The sequence below is a fragment of the Flavobacterium sp. genome (genome assembly GCF_044361065.1).
Taxonomy (GTDB): domain Bacteria; phylum Bacteroidota; class Bacteroidia; order Flavobacteriales; family Flavobacteriaceae; genus Flavobacterium.
Genome location: NZ_JBIKJI010000021.1, coordinates 1 through 20,073, shown reverse-complemented (window position 1 = coordinate 20,073; position 20,073 = coordinate 1). Strand labels below are relative to the sequence as shown.

Annotated in this window: 15 protein-coding genes and 2 tRNA genes; 8 read left to right on the top strand and 9 right to left on the bottom strand. The window is 32.1% G+C overall.

The window, feature by feature from the left end; genetic code table 11:
• The first annotated feature begins 172 nt into the window (after nucleotides 1-172).
• Nucleotides 173-1,306, top strand: coding sequence for a 2-amino-4-hydroxy-6-hydroxymethyldihydropteridine diphosphokinase (gene folK, locus ACIQ11_RS02600; RefSeq protein ID WP_396152535.1), 1,134 nt, complete (start codon nucleotides 173-175; stop codon nucleotides 1,304-1,306).
• A gap of 3 nt (nucleotides 1,307-1,309) precedes the next feature.
• Here the strand turns inward: folK and ACIQ11_RS02595 are convergent, their stop codons facing one another.
• The gene (locus ACIQ11_RS02595) at nucleotides 1,310-3,370 is read right to left on the bottom strand and encodes a T9SS type B sorting domain-containing protein (protein ID WP_396152533.1); all 2,061 of its coding nucleotides are present in this window, start codon (nucleotides 3,368-3,370) and stop codon (nucleotides 1,310-1,312) included.
• Between the two features lie 29 nt (nucleotides 3,371-3,399).
• Nucleotides 3,400-3,936, bottom strand: a complete 537-nt coding sequence (locus ACIQ11_RS02590) for an RNA methyltransferase (protein ID WP_396152531.1) — start codon at nucleotides 3,934-3,936, stop codon at nucleotides 3,400-3,402.
• 425 nt (nucleotides 3,937-4,361) lie between these two features.
• Here ACIQ11_RS02590 and mutS point away from each other — a divergent pair, with 425 nt between their 5' ends.
• The 4 genes from mutS (at nucleotide 4,362) to ACIQ11_RS02570 (ending at nucleotide 7,766) form a co-directional block, all read left to right on the top strand.
• Nucleotides 4,362-6,929 carry a DNA mismatch repair protein MutS gene (mutS, locus tag ACIQ11_RS02585; RefSeq protein WP_396152537.1) on the top strand — a complete coding sequence of 856 codons (2,568 nt, stop codon included), beginning with the start codon at nucleotides 4,362-4,364 and terminating at the stop codon, nucleotides 6,927-6,929.
• A gap of 134 nt (nucleotides 6,930-7,063) precedes the next feature.
• Nucleotides 7,064-7,136 (top strand) — tRNA-Gly (locus ACIQ11_RS02580).
• A 104-nt stretch (nucleotides 7,137-7,240) separates the two neighbouring features.
• Nucleotides 7,241-7,326 (top strand) — tRNA-Leu (locus ACIQ11_RS02575).
• Nucleotides 7,327-7,400: 74 nt separating this feature from the next.
• Nucleotides 7,401-7,766 (top strand): DUF1508 domain-containing protein, encoded by a 366-nt coding sequence (locus ACIQ11_RS02570; protein ID WP_396152529.1) that lies wholly within the window; start codon nucleotides 7,401-7,403, stop codon nucleotides 7,764-7,766.
• 273 nt (nucleotides 7,767-8,039) lie between these two features.
• Here the strand turns inward: ACIQ11_RS02570 and ACIQ11_RS02565 are convergent, their stop codons facing one another.
• From ACIQ11_RS02565 to ACIQ11_RS02555, 3 genes are all read right to left on the bottom strand, one after another.
• Complete coding sequence (locus ACIQ11_RS02565; RefSeq protein WP_396149078.1) at nucleotides 8,040-8,237, bottom strand: hypothetical protein; 198 nt, start codon at nucleotides 8,235-8,237, stop codon at nucleotides 8,040-8,042.
• Nucleotides 8,238-8,375: 138 nt separating this feature from the next.
• Nucleotides 8,376-10,541: a S46 family peptidase gene (locus ACIQ11_RS02560; protein WP_396152527.1), complete on the bottom strand. Its 2,166-nt coding sequence runs from the start codon at nucleotides 10,539-10,541 to the stop codon at nucleotides 8,376-8,378.
• A 66-nt stretch (nucleotides 10,542-10,607) separates the two neighbouring features.
• A complete protein-coding gene (locus tag ACIQ11_RS02555) occupies nucleotides 10,608-11,858 on the bottom strand; it encodes a 3-deoxy-D-manno-octulosonic acid transferase (RefSeq protein ID WP_396152525.1) in 1,251 nt (416 codons plus the stop codon).
• Between the two features lie 97 nt (nucleotides 11,859-11,955).
• Here ACIQ11_RS02555 and ACIQ11_RS02550 point away from each other — a divergent pair, with 97 nt between their 5' ends.
• Together ACIQ11_RS02550 and galE are read left to right on the top strand one after the other, a co-directional pair.
• Nucleotides 11,956-13,086 (top strand): DegT/DnrJ/EryC1/StrS family aminotransferase, encoded by a 1,131-nt coding sequence (locus tag ACIQ11_RS02550; RefSeq protein WP_396152523.1) that lies wholly within the window; start codon nucleotides 11,956-11,958, stop codon nucleotides 13,084-13,086.
• Nucleotides 13,087-13,167: 81 nt separating this feature from the next.
• Nucleotides 13,168-14,181, top strand: coding sequence for a UDP-glucose 4-epimerase GalE (gene galE / locus ACIQ11_RS02545; RefSeq protein ID WP_396152521.1), 1,014 nt, complete (start codon nucleotides 13,168-13,170; stop codon nucleotides 14,179-14,181).
• Between the two features lie 162 nt (nucleotides 14,182-14,343).
• Here the strand turns inward: galE and fabD are convergent, their stop codons facing one another.
• Nucleotides 14,344-15,216 carry an ACP S-malonyltransferase gene (fabD, locus tag ACIQ11_RS02540; protein ID WP_396152519.1) on the bottom strand — a complete coding sequence of 291 codons (873 nt, stop codon included), beginning with the start codon at nucleotides 15,214-15,216 and terminating at the stop codon, nucleotides 14,344-14,346.
• Between the two features lie 228 nt (nucleotides 15,217-15,444).
• On the opposite strand from fabD, the gene ACIQ11_RS02535 reads away from it, so the two are divergent.
• Nucleotides 15,445-17,073: a hypothetical protein gene (locus ACIQ11_RS02535; RefSeq protein ID WP_396152517.1), complete on the top strand. Its 1,629-nt coding sequence runs from the start codon at nucleotides 15,445-15,447 to the stop codon at nucleotides 17,071-17,073.
• 48 nt (nucleotides 17,074-17,121) lie between these two features.
• Here the strand turns inward: ACIQ11_RS02535 and ACIQ11_RS02530 are convergent, their stop codons facing one another.
• The 3 genes from ACIQ11_RS02530 to ACIQ11_RS02520 form a co-directional block, all read right to left on the bottom strand.
• On the bottom strand, nucleotides 17,122-17,334 hold the full coding sequence (locus ACIQ11_RS02530; protein ID WP_396152515.1) for a hypothetical protein: 213 nt from the start codon (nucleotides 17,332-17,334) through the stop codon (nucleotides 17,122-17,124).
• A 175-nt stretch (nucleotides 17,335-17,509) separates the two neighbouring features.
• A complete protein-coding gene (locus ACIQ11_RS02525) occupies nucleotides 17,510-18,226 on the bottom strand; it encodes a pirin family protein (RefSeq protein WP_396152512.1) in 717 nt (238 codons plus the stop codon).
• 9 nt (nucleotides 18,227-18,235) lie between these two features.
• Nucleotides 18,236-20,073 (bottom strand): U32 family peptidase (locus tag ACIQ11_RS02520; protein WP_396152510.1); only part of this gene is annotated, 1,838 nt, incomplete at its 5' end.

Genomic DNA, 20,073 nt, shown 5'->3' with positions numbered 1-20,073 from the left:
TATTTGAAATAAATTTTAAAATAAATTAAGTTAAAAGCAATACAGCTTTCAATCTTACTTATATAACCCTTGTTCATAAATAATTGTTTTTTGTGAAGTATAAATGTAAATTTGTTTGTTAATTTGTTGAAATAAAAAACTCCGTTAAAAGCCAAATTTGTTTTTACAAAATATGAAATCACAAAATACAGTATTACTTTCTTTAGGAACAAATATGGGCGACAAATTGGAAAATTTGCAAACGTGTATTTCGGTTTTACATAAAACAGTGGCTACCGTAATTAAGGTATCAAATGTATATGAAACTCCTGCTTGGGGCTTTGAAGGAGCTGCATTTTATAATTGTGCAATTGCAATACATACGCATAAATCGGCACAAAAATTACTAAGTGAAATTGTAAAAGTAGAAAAAAAATTAGGCCGAATTAAAACAAATTCAACCCAATACGAATCAAGATGTATTGATATTGATATTATTGCTTTTAATGATGAAATTATTGAAAGTGATACTTTGAATATTCCTCATCTGCACGTACAAAACAGAAAATTTGTTTTGTTTCCGTTACTGGATATCGCACCAAAATGGAAACATCCAAAACGAAACCAAACTATTTCTGAAATGCTTATTTCTTGTGAAGACACTTCGGAAATTACTTCAGTTGGAACGTTAAAAAACCCAATAAACAATCTTACATTAAATCAATTAAATTATATTGCTATTGAAGGAAATATTGGGGCAGGAAAAACTACATTAGCCACAAAAATAGCGGAAGATTGTAATGCAAAACTAATTTTAGAACGATTTGCTGACAATCCGTTTTTACCAAAATTTTACAAAGATCAAAACCGATATGCCTTTCCTTTAGAAATGTCGTTTTTAGCAGATAGATACCAACAATTATCCGATGATTTGGCACAATTTGATTTGTTTAAAGATTTTATAGTTGCCGATTATCATATTTTTAAATCGCAGATATTTGCAAAAGTTACTTTGCAGGAAGATGAATTTCGTTTATATAAAACGATGTTTGATATTATGTATAAAGAGATGCCAAAACCAGATTTATATATTTATTTATACCAAAACACCGACAGATTATTAGCCAATATAAAAAAACGTGGTAGAAGCTATGAACAAGATATTTCTTCTAATTACTTAGAAAAAATAAACCAAGGATATTTAGAATATATAAAATCGCAAACCGATATTAATGCTTTAATTATAGATATTTCTGAATTGGATTTTGTAAAAAATCAAGAAGATTATATTTATATTTTAAATGAAATTCAGAATAAAATATACTAAAATTTATCTTTTTAGTGAAAAATGACCTTTTACTTCTGAAGTATTATTCCCCAAATTAGCTACAAACCAATAATCTGAAGAAGGAACGCTTTCTCCATTTAATCTTCCATCCCAATGCGGATTTTTAGTAGTTAAAACTGTAATTAGTTGTCCATACCTATCGAAAATTGCAATTCTTGCATCTGGAAATAAGTGCATCCCATTTATTTTCCAATAATCGTTAAATCCATCCGCATTCGGTGTAAAAAACTTCGGATAATCAATCACTACAAAATCTTCAAAATCGTAACCACAATTTGTTCCTATTTCTTTTACATAACAAGTATAAACTCCGCCTACTATAAAATTAAAAATAGGTGAACTTTGAAAGTGGATATTATCTAAAGAATATTCATAAATTCCTGTTCCACTTATACTTATTTCGGCTGTTAATCCTTCCACTTTTATAAAAGTAATTTCTGGTGCCGTATTTTCAATGACGGTAAAATTCTTCGTTAAATTGCAATTTAGTGGCGTCGTTATTACTACTGAATACGTACCCGCTGAACCAACTGCACAATTTTGAGTAGTTGCGCCTGTAGACCATAAATAAGTACTCCCCGAAATTCCAGATTGAAGCGTAACAGAGGTATTCTCGCAAAATACAATCGTTTCATCAACTACAGTTGGAGCAGGAACTACCTGAACTAGAATTGCCACTCTGTTTGATACACAACCATTATTTATAGCTTCAATATAATAACTAGTTGAAGCACTTAAGATAGGTGTAGTAAAAGAAGTTCCTGTAAAAATTGAGGTCGAACTTGTATTGGAATCGTACCAATTAATAACCCCTAATGAAGTATTCGCTTGCAGGATGGTATTTGTATTTTGACAAACAGGATTTGGAGTTGTAAAACCAATTACTGGCACGGGCTTAATTGTAGCGGTAACTTGAACTCTATTTCCTAAAGTACAACCTATAGGGAAAGCATCTACATAATAATCAGTAGTTACATTTAAAACAGGAGTATTGAATGAACTTCCTGTAAAAATCGGGGTACCTCCAGTTGGTGCTGTGTACCAATTAATATTTCCAACATTTGAAATAGCTTGTAAGGTTACTGAACCACTTCCACATCTTGAAGCACTTGTTACATTTGTAATAACTGGAATAGTGATGATTGAAGTTGTAGAAATTTGTAAAACAGGATCTCCAGGCATACCACCATATTCTACAATATATCCTTTAGGTTGATAATTACCGCTTGAGTCACCAACATTAGTTAAATCATTCCACGAACCAGGTTGCCCTACGCCCGGTGCTGTTACGTGAGCGTAATCTTCTTCACCTTGGTTGTTGGGTTCGTTTGCATTCCAAAAGGCAAAAGTTGGCGAACTACCATTTACAACGCCATTCCAAAATGTAGTGCCAAGCTCTGGACCTGTAACCCATTTCCAAACACCTTCATTTGCTTCATCTGAACCGCCAATCCATCCTGCTCCAGATGCTTGGACACCAGATATTTGGACTTCTTCAACTGTTGTAATTGTAGCTAAATAACCTTGCAAACCATAATAAGTTGATGCAGCTGCCGCATTTTTGGCATTTGTCCAACTAATACCCGTATTTGGAATATATTGATAGTAATGATTTGTTGACTCTAAATAATTAGCTTGTCCGACTGTAATTGAAAAAATACGTTGTCCGCTTGGATTAACCGCTGAATTTGTAAAAACCACCGATTCAATAGCGGCTTTAAATTGCAAATAAGTAGGATCACCACTTACGCCACTTAAAGTTAGTTTCCCTTCTGTAGCATTCCAAGAAGAAATTATCGTGGGATGAATTCCGGTTAGAGTTAAAACGTCTTGTCCTAAAACATAACCAGAAGAAATTTGAATGTACATAGCCGCAATTCCAACATCATCAGGATCTGTAATTGAAATATTTGTAACAATTGGCAAAGAAGTTTGAGGACAATATATTTGATTTCCAGTTGCTTGTAACACAGGTGCTGCATTTTGTGCAACTGCAGTAGGAAATAAAAAAATCGTAATAAATGATATAATAATTTTATTCATCTTTCAAAGGTACAATAAGAAGGTAAAAATTATTTATTTTTTAACATCTTTTGATATAAATCCCAAATTACAATTCCAGCACTAACTGAAATATTCAAAGAGTGCTTACTTCCCAATTGTGGAATTTCTATAACACCATCAGAAGTATTAATAGCTTCTTGAGAAACACCTTTGACTTCATTACCAAAAATTAATGCATATTTTGTTTCAGATTTTGGTTGAAAATCATCTAACATAATTGCATTTTCGGTTTGTTCTATAGCATAAATTTTAACATTTTCCGATTTTAATTTAGCTACAACTTCTAATACATCTTTCGAGTATTCCCAAGTTACTGTATCTGTTGCGCCCAAAGCCGTTTTATGAATCTCCTTATTTGGCGGAACAGCTGTAATACCACATAAATAGATTTTTTCAATCAAAAAAGCATCTGAAGTTCTAAACACAGAACCAATATTATGCAGACTTCTTATATCGTCTAATACAATAATTAATGGTGTTTTTTTTGCTTCCGCAAATGCTTCTTTACTGATTCGATTTAATTCGGCGTTGGCTAATTTTCTCATCTTACAAAAGTAATAATAATGTTCAGTTTTTCAATATGTCAATTTGCCAATTTTGAAAAAGCTATACAGATTTAAAAGGTGAAACGGATTTTTGACATACTTGTTTTTCAACGCAGATTGGAGAAATTTCTAAAATTTATCTAATTTTTTAAATCTGTGTTCCAAACTTTTCAAATTGGTACACAGATTTGACGGATGAAACAGATTTTTGATATGATTATTTTAAACACAGATTGAAGAAATTTCTAAAATTTATATAATTTTTTAAATCTGTGTTCCAAACTTTTCAACTTAAAATTGAATTTTGAGATTCTAATTGCTATTGAAATTTGAATTTACTAACTTCGCCTTCACTAAATTTTTACGTTGTGGCTAAGAAATCAGCATCCGAAATAAAAGATTCTACTCCAAAAGTATCTCCTTTAATGCAGCAATACAATACCATTAAGGCAAAATACCCTGATGCGTGTTTGTTATTTCGTGTGGGTGATTTCTATGAAACGTTTGGAGAAGATGCCATTCGAGCTTCAAGAATTTTAGGCATTACCTTAACCAAACGTGGAAATGGAAGTGAAAGTGAAACCGCTTTAGCAGGATTTCCGCATCATTCTATTAATACGTATTTACCAAAATTAGTCAAAGCGGGACTACGAGTTGCCATTTGTGATCAATTGGAAGATCCAAAAATGACAAAAACCATTGTTAAACGTGGCGTTACCGAATTAGTGACTCCTGGAGTTTCATTTAACGATGACATTTTACAATCGAAATCTAACAATTTTTTAGCGGCTGTATTTTTAGGTAAAAAAACTAATGGGATTACCTTTTTGGACATTTCAACTGGCGAATTTTTAACGGCTGAAGGAAACGAAGAATACATTGACAAATTATTACAAAATTTCAGACCAAGTGAAGTCTTAGTTTCAAAACAACAAAAAGCAGATTTCAAACAGCATTTTGGAGAAGATTTTCACGTATTTTACTTAGAAGATTGGATTTATAAAGAAGATTTTGCTTTTGAAAGCTTAACCAAACATTTTCAAACGAATTCATTAAAAGGTTTTGGTATAGATGATTTCAATGAAGCCGTGATTTCATCAGGTGCCATATTATATTATCTATCAGAAACGCAACACAATAAAATTCAACATATTACAAACATTCAGCGAATTGCAGAAGACGCTTATGTTTGGATGGATAAATTCACAATTCGTAATTTAGAATTATATCATAGTTACAATCCTAATGCGGTAACTTTAATTGATGTGATTGACAAAACACTTTCGCCAATGGGTTCAAGATTATTGAAACGTTGGTTGGCATTGCCGTTGAAAGACATCAATAAAATTAAAGGCCGACACGAAGTAGTAGCGTATTTAAAAGAAAATTCAGAAGAATTACATCAAATTCAATATCAAATTAAACAAATTTCCGATTTAGAGCGTTTAATTTCTAAAGTAGCCACCGGAAAAGTTTCTCCAAGAGAAGTCATTCACTTAAAAGATTCGTTAGAGGCTATTATTCCGATTAAAACGTTGGCGTTGCAATCTAAAAACGAAGCTCTAAAAACCATTGGCGATAGTTTGCATTCTTGCGAATTGTTACGAGAAAAAATAGGAACAACTTTAAATCCTGATGCGCCAGTAGCCATTAACAAAGGAAATGCCATTGCAGTTGGAGTAAACACAGAATTAGATGAATTACGAACCATTTCTTCTACTGGAAAAGGCTTTTTAGAAGCGTTGGAAAAACGCGAAAGTGAGCGTACAGGAATTCCTTCCTTAAAAATATCGTTTAATAATGTTTTCGGATACTATATTGAAGTACGAAATACGCATAAAGACAAAGTGCCTTCGGAATGGATTAGAAAGCAAACATTAGTAAATGCAGAACGATATATTACAGAAGAATTAAAAGAATACGAATCGAAAATTTTAGGTGCAGAAGATAAAATTTCGCAACTTGAAAGTATGTTGTACGAACAATTGGTCAATTGGATGGCAACATATATCAAACCCGTTCAGTTAAATGCAGCATTAATCGCTCAAATAGATTGTTTACAAAGTTTTGCACAAATGGCAGTTGAAAATAAATATGTGCAACCTGAAATAGATGAATCATTTGATTTAGAAATTAAAGATGGAAGACATCCTGTTATTGAAAAACAACTTCCGGTAGGAACGCCTTACATATCAAATGATGTTTTTTTAGATAGAGAAACGCAGCAATTAATTATGATTACGGGACCTAATATGTCCGGAAAATCAGCAATTTTACGACAAACGGCTTTAATTGTTTTACTTGCACAAATGGGAAGTTTTGTTCCTGCAGCACAAGTAAGAATGGGAGTTGTAGATAAAATTTTTACGCGTGTAGGCGCAAGTGATAACATTTCGATGGGAGAATCTACTTTTATGGTAGAAATGAATGAAACCGCTTCTATTCTGAACAATATTTCCGATCGAAGTTTGGTGTTGTTAGACGAAATTGGAAGAGGAACCTCAACATATGACGGTATTTCAATCGCTTGGGCTATTGCCGAATATTTACACGAACACCCAAGTAAAGCTAAAACACTTTTTGCAACCCATTATCACGAGTTAAATGAAATGGAAGCGATTTTTACGCGTGTCCAAAATTTTAATGTTTCTGTAAAAGAATTAAAAGACACCGTTTTATTTATTAGAAAATTAGTAAAAGGAGGAAGCGAGCACAGTTTTGGTATTCACGTAGCAAAAATGGCTGGAATGCCACAAACTGTGATTCAAAAAGCACAAAAAATATTAAAAAAATTAGAGAAAGACCATTCGGGAGAAGCCCTAAACGGAATTAGATCCGAAAAAGAGGAATTGCAATTGAGTTTTTTCAATTTAGATGATCCATTATTAGAAGATCTTAAAGAAGAAATTATGAATATTGATATCAATACGTTAACACCAGTTGAAGCATTAATGAAATTGAATGAGATTAAAAGAATGTTAACTAAAAAATAAAATAATATAACTTTTTCACTTTCAAATCATTAAAAAAAAGATTGTACATTTTTATTAAAAGTACTTGTGAGAATAAAAATATGTACTATATTTGCACTCGCAATACGAAAGAATTGCAACGTTCATTAAAAATCGCGAAAATAGCTCAGCTGGTAGAGCGCGACCTTGCCAAGGTCGAGGTCGCGGGTTCGAGCCCCGTTTTTCGCTCAAAAATAAAATACCAATTATTGTGTTTACACAATATAATGCTTGAGAATAACTTTAATTAATTTTTTCTAAAAATTAGCTAAAAAAATTCAAAAAGCAGATATGCTTGAGTGGTGGAATTGGTAGACACGCTGGACTTAAAATCCAGTGGGTAGTAATGCCCGTGCGGGTTCAAGTCCCGCCTTGAGTACTAAAAGCTTCAAACTATGTTTGGAGCTTTTTTTGTTTAAAATAATATTAAACTATTATTATATCTTATATAAAATGGCAACTTTTGTAATCAGCAAAAAACCCAGCGGACATTACAAATACGAATTAACATCTCGTAGAGGAAAAACCATTTTTATTAGCAATGCTTTTGAATTACGATTTGAATGTGAAGAAGAAATTGAAATACTAAAAAAATCAATAGAACAGTTATTTTTTATGCGATTTCGTTCGCCTGCAGGCAAATTTTACTTTAAAATTATTTTAAACGATAAAGAAGTAGCTGTTAGCAGAAAGTATTCTACCCAATTAATGTTAGAAAAAGGCATCAATGAAATTTTAAAATACGGTGCAAAAGCCGAATATTTAGATTTTTCAAAATCACTTGATGTTTTTCCGCCAGCGGAAGATGTTTTTGGGTAACTAATAGTTATTTCGCAGAGACTCTCAAAGAAACACCGAGATTCACAAAGCATTTCATCCATTCAACTTTTTACAACTTTTGTCACCCTGAAAGGGTCTCACGTAATATAATTCAAGTATCAGTAGTAAAAGAGAAGCTTTCAGATTGACAAGTATCCGTTTATAATTTTTATTTATCAAACAAGCACTCGCTACATTTCGTTCACTTTTGAGCAAAAAAAAATCCCGACTAAGTCGGGATTGATTTCTTTTCGAAAAGAAGATCAAATATTATTATTTAACTTCTTCAGTTTTTGTAGCAGCGCTATCTGTTTTCACAGCAGCAGTATCAGCTACAACAGCAGTAGTATCAGCTACAACAGCAGTAGTATCTACAGCAGTAGAGTCAGCAGCTGGAGTTTCTTCAGCTTTTTTGTTACAAGAAACTAATACAGCAGCAACGAATGCTAAACTTAAAACAACTTTTTTCATCTTAATTTTGTTATAAAGGTTAATTATTTATGAAGCAAAGATATAAAAAAAATTAAATGTCAAATACTTTTTTTAATTTTTTTTAAAATATTTTTCAATTCTTGCACAATTCATCCTATGTTACTTAGAAAATAACGCCTATTTCCCTTTGTTTTTAGGTGTATTCGGCTGATTATAAATGATTTTCATTTCATCAATTAAATTTTTCGCACCAGCATATTTATCTATAATAAATAGAATATATCGTGTATCTACCATAATATTTCTACAAATTTCTGGAGAATAATATACATCACTCATTGTTCCTTCCCAAACTCTGTCAAAATTTAGTCCAATTAGGTTTCCATTGGCATCTAAAGCTGGACTTCCAGAATTTCCTCCTGTGGTATGATTTGTAGCAATAAAAGCCACTGGCATTTTACCATTATCAGCATATTTACCATAATCTTTAGTATTATACAAATCGATTAATTTTTGCGGCACGTCAAATTCATAATCTCCAGGAACATATTTTTCCATCACACCATCTAAATACGTAACCGGTGAATACACAACTGCATCGCTTGGTTTGTAACCTTTTACTTTTCCGTAGGTTACACGCAAAGTAGAATTTGCATCCGGGAAAATTCTCGCCGATTTTGGACTTAACTCTAAAATGGCTTTCATATAAGTGCGTTGCGTAGCCATATTTTTCAAGTTAATCTCATCATATTTTGATGCCACATTTTTGTTATATGCTTCTGCAAGCGTTTTCACAAAAGCAAATCCTTTATCTTGATTTAATCGTTCTAAAACCGATTTGGCATCTCCAGATAATACTTCTTTTAAACCAGCATAAGAAGTTAACTTAGATGAATTAAAAATTTCAGATGCTAATTGAGTCGCATCAATTCCTTTTACACTTTCAGGTAAAAATTGTTGCGGCGATTTTTTACTATAAATAGCAATTAATTTTTCGAATACTTTTTCGTCAACTTGAGCATTAAAATCTTTATATAAAGGTTCAAATGCTTCAATTAAATTCTTTTTTCTATCATTAAATGCTTGTTCACCTTTTGAATAATACACTTGCTCTAATTGAAACAAACGGTATCCAAAAGATAAAATTTCGGTATTTCTTAAAACTACTTCGGTATAATAATCTCTTGCAATAGCATACTCTTTAATAGCAGCATAATTTGTTGCGAAATCAGATAATAAATTTCCATATTCTGCTTGTTTTCCAGCTTTGATAATTTTATCAGTTAAATCTTTTTCAAAAACTTGTTTTGCACCAACTGCATTGGCTTTAATTAATCCTTTGCGCTCACCTATCCACTTTTTCCAGTAATTGGCTACTCCGGCATATTTAGAAGCATATTGAATTTTAATCGCTTGGTCTTTTCTCATAAAACCATCTTGAACTTTTAAAGCTGCATCACGCACTTCAATTCGAGCTGGGTTTAAATCGTTTACCATTTGTTCCACAGCATAAGAAGGTAAATATTCTGTAGTTCTTCCAGGATAACCCATTACCATTGTAAAATCGTTTTCTTGGATTCCTTTTGCAGAAACTGGGAAAAAATGTTTAGGCGTGTATGGCACATTATCTTTTGAATACGCTGCTGGACGATTGTTTTTATCCGCATAAACTCTGAATAAAGAAAAATCTCCCGTATGACGTGGCCAAACCCAATTGTCCGTATCCGAACCGAATTTCCCAATAGAACTAGGCGGTGCACCTACTAATCTAATGTCTTTGAAGTTTTCTGTAACGAATAATAAATATTGGTTTCCATCATAAAAAGATCGTACTAAAACATCTTGCCAAGCTTCTCTTACATACGATTTGTTCAATGCTGCAATATTTTCTTGAATTTTCTTTTGCTTTTCTGCTTCAAAAGTTAAAGCCGCTACTCCTTCAAATACTTTTGTGGTTACATCATCAATTTTCACAATAAATGTAACTACCACTCCTGGATTTGGAAGTTCTTCTTCCATTTTATACGCCCAAAAACCATTAGCTAAATAATCGTGTTCTACAGTTGAATGATTTTGTATGTTGTCATACCCACAATGATGATTGGTTAACAATAAGCCTTTTGAAGAAATCATTTCTGCTGTACAACCGCCATCAAATTGAGGAACGGCATCTTTTAAAGATGATTTATTTATAGAATAAATTTGTTCCGCCGTAAGTTTAGAACCTAAGGCTTTCATTTCGTTCTCATTCATACCTTGCAACAAAGATGGAATCCACATACCACCTTGTTGGGCTTGAGTTTGAACGATAAATAATACTAAAAATAATTTTAAAAATTTCATAGGATAATAGTTTAATGCTTGCAAGTTAATATAATTAGTAAAATTGTGTCAATTTTTAATATTTTATTAAGAGATGTTATTCAATATATGTTCCGTGGCACCTTTATTCATTTGAACAAATGTACTACAAATGTGTCCTTTTTCTAATCGTTCTTCCTCGTTTTGTAGTAACAAGTTGAACGCATCATTTAATTCTGATTGATTTTTTACAGCAACACAACCTCCTAAACCAACTAAAGCAGTAGCTTCTGCAAAATGCGAATAATTTGGGCCCATAACAATAGGAATTCCAAAAGTAGCTGGTTCTAAAACATTATGTACACCCGGATTTCCAAAACCACCTCCAACGTAGGCAATATCTGCGTAAGAATAAATCTTAGTTAAAATTCCGATGGTGTCAATTATAAAAACTTGAAAATCTTCTATTTTGTCTTGCTGAACTTGTTTCAGCATCTCCTCTTTTTCAGAAAACATAATCGTTTTTTTAGAAATTTGGGTTTTAAGATTTAAAATTTGATTATGATTTATATTATGTGGTGCAATAATAAATTTTACATTTTGAGGTGCCGATTCAATATATTGAATTAATAATCCTTCATCTTTTGGCCAACTACTACCAATAACAATTGTTGGCTGATTATTTTTAAACGCTGCAATAAAATCTAACGTATTATCTTTTTCTAAAATTGCCACTACCCTATCAAAACGAGTATCGCCAGAAATACTTACATTAGAAAAACCAATAGATTGTAATAATAATTTAGAGGATTCATTTTGTACAAAAAAATAGGTAAATGTTTTCAGTGCCTTTCTATAAAATCCACCATACCACTTAAAAAAAGCCTGATTTTCTCTGAAAATTCCTGATATTAAATAGGTTTTAATATTTTGATTTTTTAGTTCCTTAAGGTAATTCGGCCAAAATTCGTACTTGATAAAAAATACCATTTCTGGATGCACTACTTTTAAAAATTGTTTGGCATTAGAAATCGTATCCAAAGGCAAATATAATGTAACATCTGCAACAGTATTGTTTTTTCGAACTTCATAGCCAGATGGCGAAAAAAAAGTAAGTACAATTTTATGCTGTGGAAATTGTTCTTTTACTTTTTCAATAACGGGCAAACCTTGTTCATATTCTCCTAAAGACGCAGCGTGAAACCAAATCGTTTTATCAAATTCTTGAATATTATTTTTCAAAGTATCAAAAACTGATTTTCTTCCTTCTACAAATAATTTCATTTTTGGACTAAAAAGAGCCAAAATCTTTAAAAGCTGCGAAGCAAAAAGAAGTATAAAGTTATAAATAAATGACATAGTACTAATTTATGTCGCTAAATTACGTTTCTTTTATGTAACACAAAAAATGTAAGCAGAATTTCTTACTTTTGCTTGACTTAATTAGATTAGGAAGATGAAAAAATTACAAATGGTTGACTTAAAAAGTCAATACGAAAAAATAAAAGACGAAGTTAATGCGTCTATTCAAGATGTTTTAGACAACAATACCTATATAAATGGCCCATTGGTGCACCAATTCCAGGCTGATTTAGAAAAATATTTAGGCGCAAAACACGTAATTCCTTGTGCCAACGGAACAGATGCCTTGCAAATTGCGATGATGGGATTGGGTTTACAACCTGGTGATGAAGTCATAACTGCTGATTTTACATTCGCAGCAACCGTTGAAGTGATTGCTTTATTGCAATTGACTCCAGTTTTGGTGGATGTAGATATGAATAATATGAATATTTCTTTAGAAGGTATTCGTAAAGCGATTACTCCAAAAACGAAAGCCATTGTTCCTGTACATTTATTTGGTCGTGCTGCAAATATGGATGCGATTATGGAAATTGCCAACGCTCATAATTTATATGTAATTGAAGATAATGCACAAGCCATTGGAGCGGATTATACCTCAAAAGATGGTTCTAAAAAGAAAGTGGGAACCATTGGGCACGTAGCTGCTACTTCATTTTTTCCATCTAAAAACTTAGGTTGTTATGGTGATGGTGGTGCGATTTATACCAACGATGACAATTTAGCACATATTATTAGAGGAATTGTAAATCACGGAATGTATGAAAGATATCATCACGATGTTGTGGGTGTAAATTCTCGTTTAGATAGTATTCAAGCAGGCGTTTTAAAAGCAAAATTACCACATTTAGATACGTATAACAAAGCGCGTCAAGATGCCGCGAGAAAATATTCACTTGCATTAGGTGTAAATAAAAATATCGTAGCACCAACTATTTGCGAAAGTTGCGATTGTCACGTATTTCATCAATATGTAATTCGTATTACCAATGGAAAACGCGATGGATTATTAGCACATTTACAAGAAAAAGGTGTTCCTTGTGCTATTTATTATCCAATTCCATTACATAGTCAGAAAGCATATGCTGATACTCGTTACAAAGAAGAAGATTTTCCAGTAACCAATCAGTTATGTAAAGAAGTTATTGCCTTGCCTATGCACACCGAATTAGACGATGAACAAATTAAATTTATTACCGACACGGTTTTAGAATATATGAAATAAGAAAATAGAAAATAGAAAATAGAGAAAACACCTTTCAGTAACATCTATATTCTATAATCTATATTCTATAATCTTAAATAAATGAAAATAGTAGTAACAGGTGGTTTAGGTTTTATTGGATCACATACCGTTGTAGAATTACAAAATGAAGGTTTTGATGTAATTATAATTGATAATTTATCAAATTCTTCTATTGAAGTTTTAGATGGAATTGAACGCATTACGGGGAAAAAACCAATTTTTGAATCTATCGATTTAAGAGAAAAATCGGCCGTTCAAAATTTCTTTAAAATACATACTGATATTTCTGGAGTAATTCATTTTGCGGCAAGCAAGGCCGTGGGTGAAAGTGTCGAAAATCCGTTATTATATTACGAAAATAATATAAGTGCTTTAATTTACGTGTTGCAAGAACTTACCAAATTAAAGTCGGCAAATTTTATTTTTAGTTCTTCTTGTACAGTTTACGGTCAAGCCGAAAATATGCCGATTACAGAAGACGCACCAATTCAAACTGCTATGTCGCCTTACGGAAATACAAAGCAAATTGGTGAAGAAATTATTACTGATACTTCAAAAGTAAGTGCCTTGAATGCAATTTTACTACGTTATTTTAATCCGATTGGTGCTCACCAATCGGCCGAAATTGGCGAATTACCTTTAGGTGTACCTCAAAATTTAGTGCCATTTATTACACAAACCGCTATGGGATTACGAAAAGAACTTTCCGTTTACGGAAATGATTATCCCACAACTGACGGAACAGCAGTTAGAGATTATATTTATGTAGTAGATTTAGCAAAAGCACACGTTATCGCTATGCAGCGTTTATTGAATAAAAAAAATATAGATTCAGTAGAAACTTTTAATTTAGGAACTGGAAAAGGAAGTTCGGTTTTAGAAGTCATTCAATCTTTTGAAAAAGTTACTGGACAAAAACTAAATTATAAAATTGTAGGAAGACGAGAAGGCGATATTACAGAAGCTTATGCTAATACAGACAAGGCAAACGCCGTTTTAGGTTGGAAAGCGCAATCGTCTTTAGATGAAGCTTTAGCGAGTGCGTGGAAATGGGAACAGAAAATTAGAAGTTAGATAGCCAATTTCATAAAATGACGAACCAAAAACCCGATTTAAAATTAATATTTTCCTTAGTAATTATAAGAAGAAATGAAAACTTTTAAACCATTAAGAAATTAAGTTTCATTTATGCTTAATTCCCTTAATTTCTTAATGTTTTATTATCTTAATTAACAATTAAGCCGAAATCGTTTCTACTTCTCTATCAATTTTATTTACCAATCCAACCAATACTTTTCCCGGTCCAACTTCCGTAAAACTTGAAGCTCCATCTGCAATCATTTGATTTACAGATTGCGTCCATTTTACTGGAGCAGTTAATTGAATAATTAAATTTTTCTTAATTTCATTTGCATCAGAAACAGCACTTGCTGTTACATTTTGATACACCGGACAAATAGGCGTTGAAAAATGTGTCGCTTCAATCGCTGCCGCTAATTCTTCTCTTGCTGGCTCCATCATTGGTGAATGAAAAGCACCTCCAACAGGTAAAATTAAAGCTCGTTTGGCTCCAGCTTCTTTCATTTTTTCGCAAGCTACTTCTACTGCTTTGTATTCGCCTGAAATTACCAATTGCCCTGGACAATTATAATTTGCAGCAACTACAACGCCATCAATAGAAGCGCAAATATCTTCAACAATTTTATCATCTAAATTTAATACAGCTGCCATAGTCGACGGTGTAATTTCACAAGCTTTTTGCATCGCCAAAGCTCTTTTGGAAACTAACAAAAGTGCGTCTTCAAAAGATAAAGCACCATTGGCAACTAACGCAGAAAATTCACCTAATGAATGACCAGCAACCATTTCTGGTTTAAAATTATCTAAGGTTTTTGCTAAAATTACAGAATGTAAAAAAACCGCTGGTTGTGTTACTTTTGTTTCTTTTAACTCTTCTGCGGTTCCTTCAAACATAATATCTGTAATTCGGAAACCTAAAATATCGTTCGCTTTTTCAAATAATTCTTTTGCTAAAGCTGATGTTTCATATAAATCTTTACCCATACCGGTAAATTGCGCGCCTTGACCTGGAAAAATGTATGCTTTCATATTTATTTGTTTCAAGTTTAATGTGCTACGTAAAACACATAGACACATAGTTTATAGTTTAATTTTAAATAGTATACAAGAACACATAGCTAAGATTTATTTATTGATTTAGAAACTAATCGATTTAAAATCTATGTGCCTATGTGTTTAAAAAAAACAAAAATACTTATTTTGTAACAATCTTATCAAATTAATGACTAATATTTACAACATCTAAATTAAATTAAAATGAAAAAAATTCTTCCAATAGGACTAGTGTTATTAGTAACACTTTTCTTTTTTTATGTAACACTTCCTGTAATAAGTTATGGTTTTTCAGGAATAACTGTTTTATTTATAATAATCGCAGCATTGTTATTTTTTACTTTTTCTAAATTCACAATTAGTTCAGATGGAAAAAGTTACAAACCGGTTCAGGTTTTTTGGAAGATTCCAGCTTTATTAATTGGTATTGCAATTATATATTCATTTGTGTTGCCTTTTTTTACTTCGCACCCTGTTTTTAGAAATGAAGAATATAGAAATTTAATTGGAAAAGTAGAAAATGGCGATAAATTAACCAATCATATTGCTCCAATTTCTATGAATGAAATTCGAGTTGTAGATGAATCTTTAGCGTATTTATTAGGTGAAAAAATATTAGGAAGTCAACCAGCGTTGGGAAGTCAAGCGCAATTAGGTGAATTTTTTATTCAAAAAGTAAACGGAAAATTATATTGGATTGCCCCATTAGAACATTCAGGATTTTTTAAATGGTTGAATAACAAAAAAGGAACAACAGGATATGTTATGGTTTCTGCTACGAATGAAAGAGATGTGAAATTAGTTCAAGAAGTAAATGGAAAACCCATTTTTTTAAAATACCAACAAGAGGCCTATTTTCAAAGTAACTTGCACCGTTATTTGTATTTTAACGGATATAATACAGTTGGTTTAACAGATTTTTCTTTTGAAATTGACGACACAGGAATGCCTTTTTGGGTGGTTACTAAATACAAAAAACAAGTGGGCTTTTCTGGAAATGATGCCACAGGAATTGTGGTTGTAAATGCGCAAAACGGTGAAATAAAAGAATATGATATTAAAAATACACCAGCTTGGGTAGATCGTATTCAACCAATATCATTTATTAAAGACCAATTAAATGATTGGGGCGAATACGTAAAAGGATATTGGAATTTTTCAAATGAAAACAAACTTCAAATTACAGAAGATTTAACTTTAGTGTACGGAAAAGATAATAAATCATATTGGTACACAGGAATTACATCAGTAGGAAAAGACGAATCTGCAGTGGGTTTTGTATTAGTTGACACGCGAACCAAGCATACTACGTTTTACAAACAAAGTGGTGCAACTGAATTTGCCGCTCAAAGTTCGGCACAAGGAAAAGTACAAGAAAAAGGATTTGTAGCGTCGTTGCCTATTCCGTATAACATTAACAACATTCCAACTTATGTAATGACGTTAAAAGACAATGGCGGATTAGTAAAAATGTATGCTATGGTTTCCATTTCAGATTATACAATTGTTGGAACAGGAAATACGATGCGTGAAGCATTAACCGCTTATAAAACGGCATTTAATTCATCAGGAAATAAAATAAACGTTGATAGTAAATCATCTAAAAAAGTAGTTGAATCTACCATAGTAAGAATTCAAAACGATGTAAAAAACGGAAATAGTTTTTACTATTTTACTGTTAAAGAATATCCAAATATTTTTGTTGGTTCTTCACAAATATCGAATCAATTGCCATTAACTGCAGTTGGAGATAGAGTGAAAATTTCATTTGATATTGATACGGAAGAAATTGTGGATGTATCCACATTTGAAAATATAAGTTTAAAAAAATAATAAAAAATTAAAAAAAGGGAAATTTCAATAGAAGTTTCCCTTTCTTATTTATTTATGCAGCCAGTCTCCTAATAACTTTCTTAATAAAGGAAGCAAAACAAAAACCATTAACGGAACTAAAATTCCTGTCATTAGTAAAGTTTTTAATGGCAAAGGCCAGCTTTTTATAGTATCGCCAATTAAAAAACTAACTAAGGTTATCGTTGGATAAATGGCTAACCATACCATAATTGCAAATTTCCATTTAGGTGGTTGTTTCATTGTGTTTCTATTAGTATTTATTGATTTATTTTAACACATAGAAACATAGTTTTTAATTCTGTGAAAGATAACATAGAAAATATTATTTTTTACACATAGCTATTCTAACTTTTATCAAGTAAAGCTTTCATTACGCAAAATTTTTTCTATATGCCTATGTGTTTTATTTTTATTTTTATTGTTCCATTGGAATTTCCATTAATAAGAACTTTGCATCAGTTGTAGCTACAAAATCCAAATTTTTAAAATTCCAAATTCCAAATCCATCTCGGGTTTCTAATTCTTGACCATTAACCGAAATTGTTCCTGAAATCACAAATACGTATATGCCATTGCCTTCTTTTTTTATTTCGTACGTTTTAGAAAAATCTTTGTCGAAATCAGCTAAATGAAACCAGGCATCTTGATGAATCCAAACGCCTTCATCCTCTTCATTTGGTGATAAAATTTGAGCAAAATTATTTTTTTGTTTGGCAACATCTAATGTAATTTGTTGGTAACGAGGCACAACATTTCTATATTTTGGGAACAACCAAATTTGAAATAATTTTGTTTGTAAATCAGCATTTGGGTTAAATTCACTGTGTTGAATTCCGGTTCCGGCACTCATAACTTGGACATCGCCTGTTTTAATAGTAGATTCATTGCCCATACTGTCTTTATGCGCCAAATCACCTTCCAATGGAATGGTAATAATTTCCATATTATCGTGTGGATGCGTGCCAAAACCCATTCCTGCGGCAACTGTGTCATCATTTAAAACGCGCAACACTCCAAATTGAACTCTTTCTGGATTATACCAGCTTGCAAAACTGAAACTATGATAAGCGTTTAGCCAACCGTGATTGGCGTGACCTCTTGTGTTTGCTTTATGTAAAACTATATTTTCCATTTGTATGAATTAATCTTCATCCTCAATTTCAAATTCGGCATCTTTTTCCCAAATTTCCATTTCGCAAGGTTTGCAATTGAATTTTAGTTTGTATTCCAATTCGCCTTGTTTTAATACCAATGGTTCTTTTACTTTTTTATCTCGATGTTCTGGATGGTATTTTGGACAGCGTTCCAATTCGTATTTGATGCAATATTTGGTAGTCATTACACGCGATTTTCCTGGATCCCATTGCAATTCAAATGCTTTTTCAATTTCAGTTACTCCGTGACGTTCGTAGAATTTTCGAGCCGTTTTATTAGAAACATTGTACATAAAATCCAGTTTTGTTTCTGGATAAGGATGTGATGTTTTTACCATTTGATGCTCCTTTCGAACATAATTATTTAAACGAATTTCCGATAACTGTTCGAAAACGGTTCTTCGCATTTCGTTAATTTTCGATATAGGCAAAAACCAATTTTGAGAAAATTCAATCGTAATTTCATCCGCATTATAGGGTGTAAACCCAGTTTTTGCTAAATTAACTTTGAAATTTTCTGCTATAGATTCATTATTTTTAGTAAGCTCTTTTTGGTGAACCAATTTAGAAATACTCACATTTCCATCTTCATCCGTAGCAATTAATTCAAAACCATTTTCGTTTTCTTTTAGCACTAAAGTCGTGCTTATTTTTCTAACCGCACTATCTTCTCTTTCTACAATTTTGATGAAAGCGGCGTCGTTATTTCTGTAAATAAACGTTCCGTCTGCAATTTCTTTTAAAACGTTTGGATAAACGATTCCGTTTTCCACTTTATTTACATAGATACCTTCCGCTTCATTATCAGAATTAATAAAACACAATCCGTCACCATTATTTAGGAAATGTCCGTTTTCAATTTCGTACGAATTGCCAATTGTTTTTATTAGTTTTCCTATATATTGTCCTTTCGATTTTGGACTTTCCCAAGAACCTATGGATTGATGTCTTTCATTTACAAAATAGTCGGTATACCCACGGTTAAAGGTTCTATCAAGTGAAGAATCGAATGAATACGTGCATTTTCCTGACGAAGCTTTTGTGTATTTATCGTTGTTTTCTGCTAAAAAAGCATCTAATTTTTGTCGTAAATAGGAAACATTGTTTTTTACATATACAATGTCTTTCAAACGTCCTTCAATTTTAAAAGACGAAATTCCTGCTTCTACTAAATTTGGAATTTGATTGGAAACATCAAAATCTTTTATAGAAAGCAAGTGACTATTTTTGATTAAAGTATCGCCATTTCCGTCAATTAAATTATAAGGTAAACGGCAATTTTGCGCACAAGAACCTCTATTTGCTGAACGTTCACCGTTTGCCACACTCATATAACAATTTCCGCTAAACGAAACACATAAGGCACCCGTTACGAAAAACTCTAATTCTACATCAGACGCTTCGCTGATTTCTTTAATTTGACTTAAATTTAATTCACGTGCTAAAACGACACGTTTGATTCCAGCATCGGCTAAGAATTTAATTTTATCAGCATCTCGATTATTGGCTTGTGTGCTGGCGTGAAGCACGATTGGAGGCAATTCCATTTCCATAATTGCCATATCTTGAATAATCAAGGCATCGACATTGATATGATACAATTTCCAAATCAGTTGACGACAAGGTTCTAATTCATTATCGTACAAAATAGTGTTAATAACCACAAAAACCTGAGCATTAAATAAGTGTGCGTATTTTACTAATTCGGCAACATCTTCAATTGAATTGGTAGCATTTGAACGAGCACCGTATAGTGGAGCTCCAATATAAACGGCATCTGCGCCTGCATTGATAGCAGCTATTCCTTGAATTAAATTTTTTGCGG

Bases quoted from the DNA above. Each gene is read 5' to 3' on its own strand.
- ACIQ11_RS02590 (WP_396152531.1), bottom strand. From the start codon at position 3,936: ATGAGAAAATTAGCCAACGCCGAATTAAATCGAATCAGTAAAGAAGCA.
- ACIQ11_RS02570 (WP_396152529.1), top strand. From the start codon at position 7,401: ATGGCAACTTTTGTAATCAGCAAAAAACCCAGCGGACATTACAAATAC.
- fabD (WP_396152519.1), bottom strand. From the start codon at position 15,216: ATGAAAGCATACATTTTTCCAGGTCAAGGCGCGCAATTTACCGGTATG.
- mutS (WP_396152537.1), top strand. From the start codon at position 4,362: ATGCAGCAATACAATACCATTAAGGCAAAATACCCTGATGCGTGTTTG.
- ACIQ11_RS02530 (WP_396152515.1), bottom strand. From the start codon at position 17,334: ATGAAACAACCACCTAAATGGAAATTTGCAATTATGGTATGGTTAGCC.
- ACIQ11_RS02595 (WP_396152533.1), bottom strand. From the start codon at position 3,370: ATGAATAAAATTATTATATCATTTATTACGATTTTTTTATTTCCTACT.
- ACIQ11_RS02535 (WP_396152517.1), top strand. From the start codon at position 15,445: ATGAAAAAAATTCTTCCAATAGGACTAGTGTTATTAGTAACACTTTTC.
- folK (WP_396152535.1), top strand. From the start codon at position 173: ATGAAATCACAAAATACAGTATTACTTTCTTTAGGAACAAATATGGGC.
- ACIQ11_RS02555 (WP_396152525.1), bottom strand. From the start codon at position 11,858: ATGTCATTTATTTATAACTTTATACTTCTTTTTGCTTCGCAGCTTTTA.
- galE (WP_396152521.1), top strand. From the start codon at position 13,168: ATGAAAATAGTAGTAACAGGTGGTTTAGGTTTTATTGGATCACATACC.
- ACIQ11_RS02525 (WP_396152512.1), bottom strand. From the start codon at position 18,226: ATGGAAAATATAGTTTTACATAAAGCAAACACAAGAGGTCACGCCAAT.
- ACIQ11_RS02565 (WP_396149078.1), bottom strand. From the start codon at position 8,237: ATGAAAAAAGTTGTTTTAAGTTTAGCATTCGTTGCTGCTGTATTAGTT.
- ACIQ11_RS02550 (WP_396152523.1), top strand. From the start codon at position 11,956: ATGAAAAAATTACAAATGGTTGACTTAAAAAGTCAATACGAAAAAATA.
- ACIQ11_RS02560 (WP_396152527.1), bottom strand. From the start codon at position 10,541: ATGAAATTTTTAAAATTATTTTTAGTATTATTTATCGTTCAAACTCAA.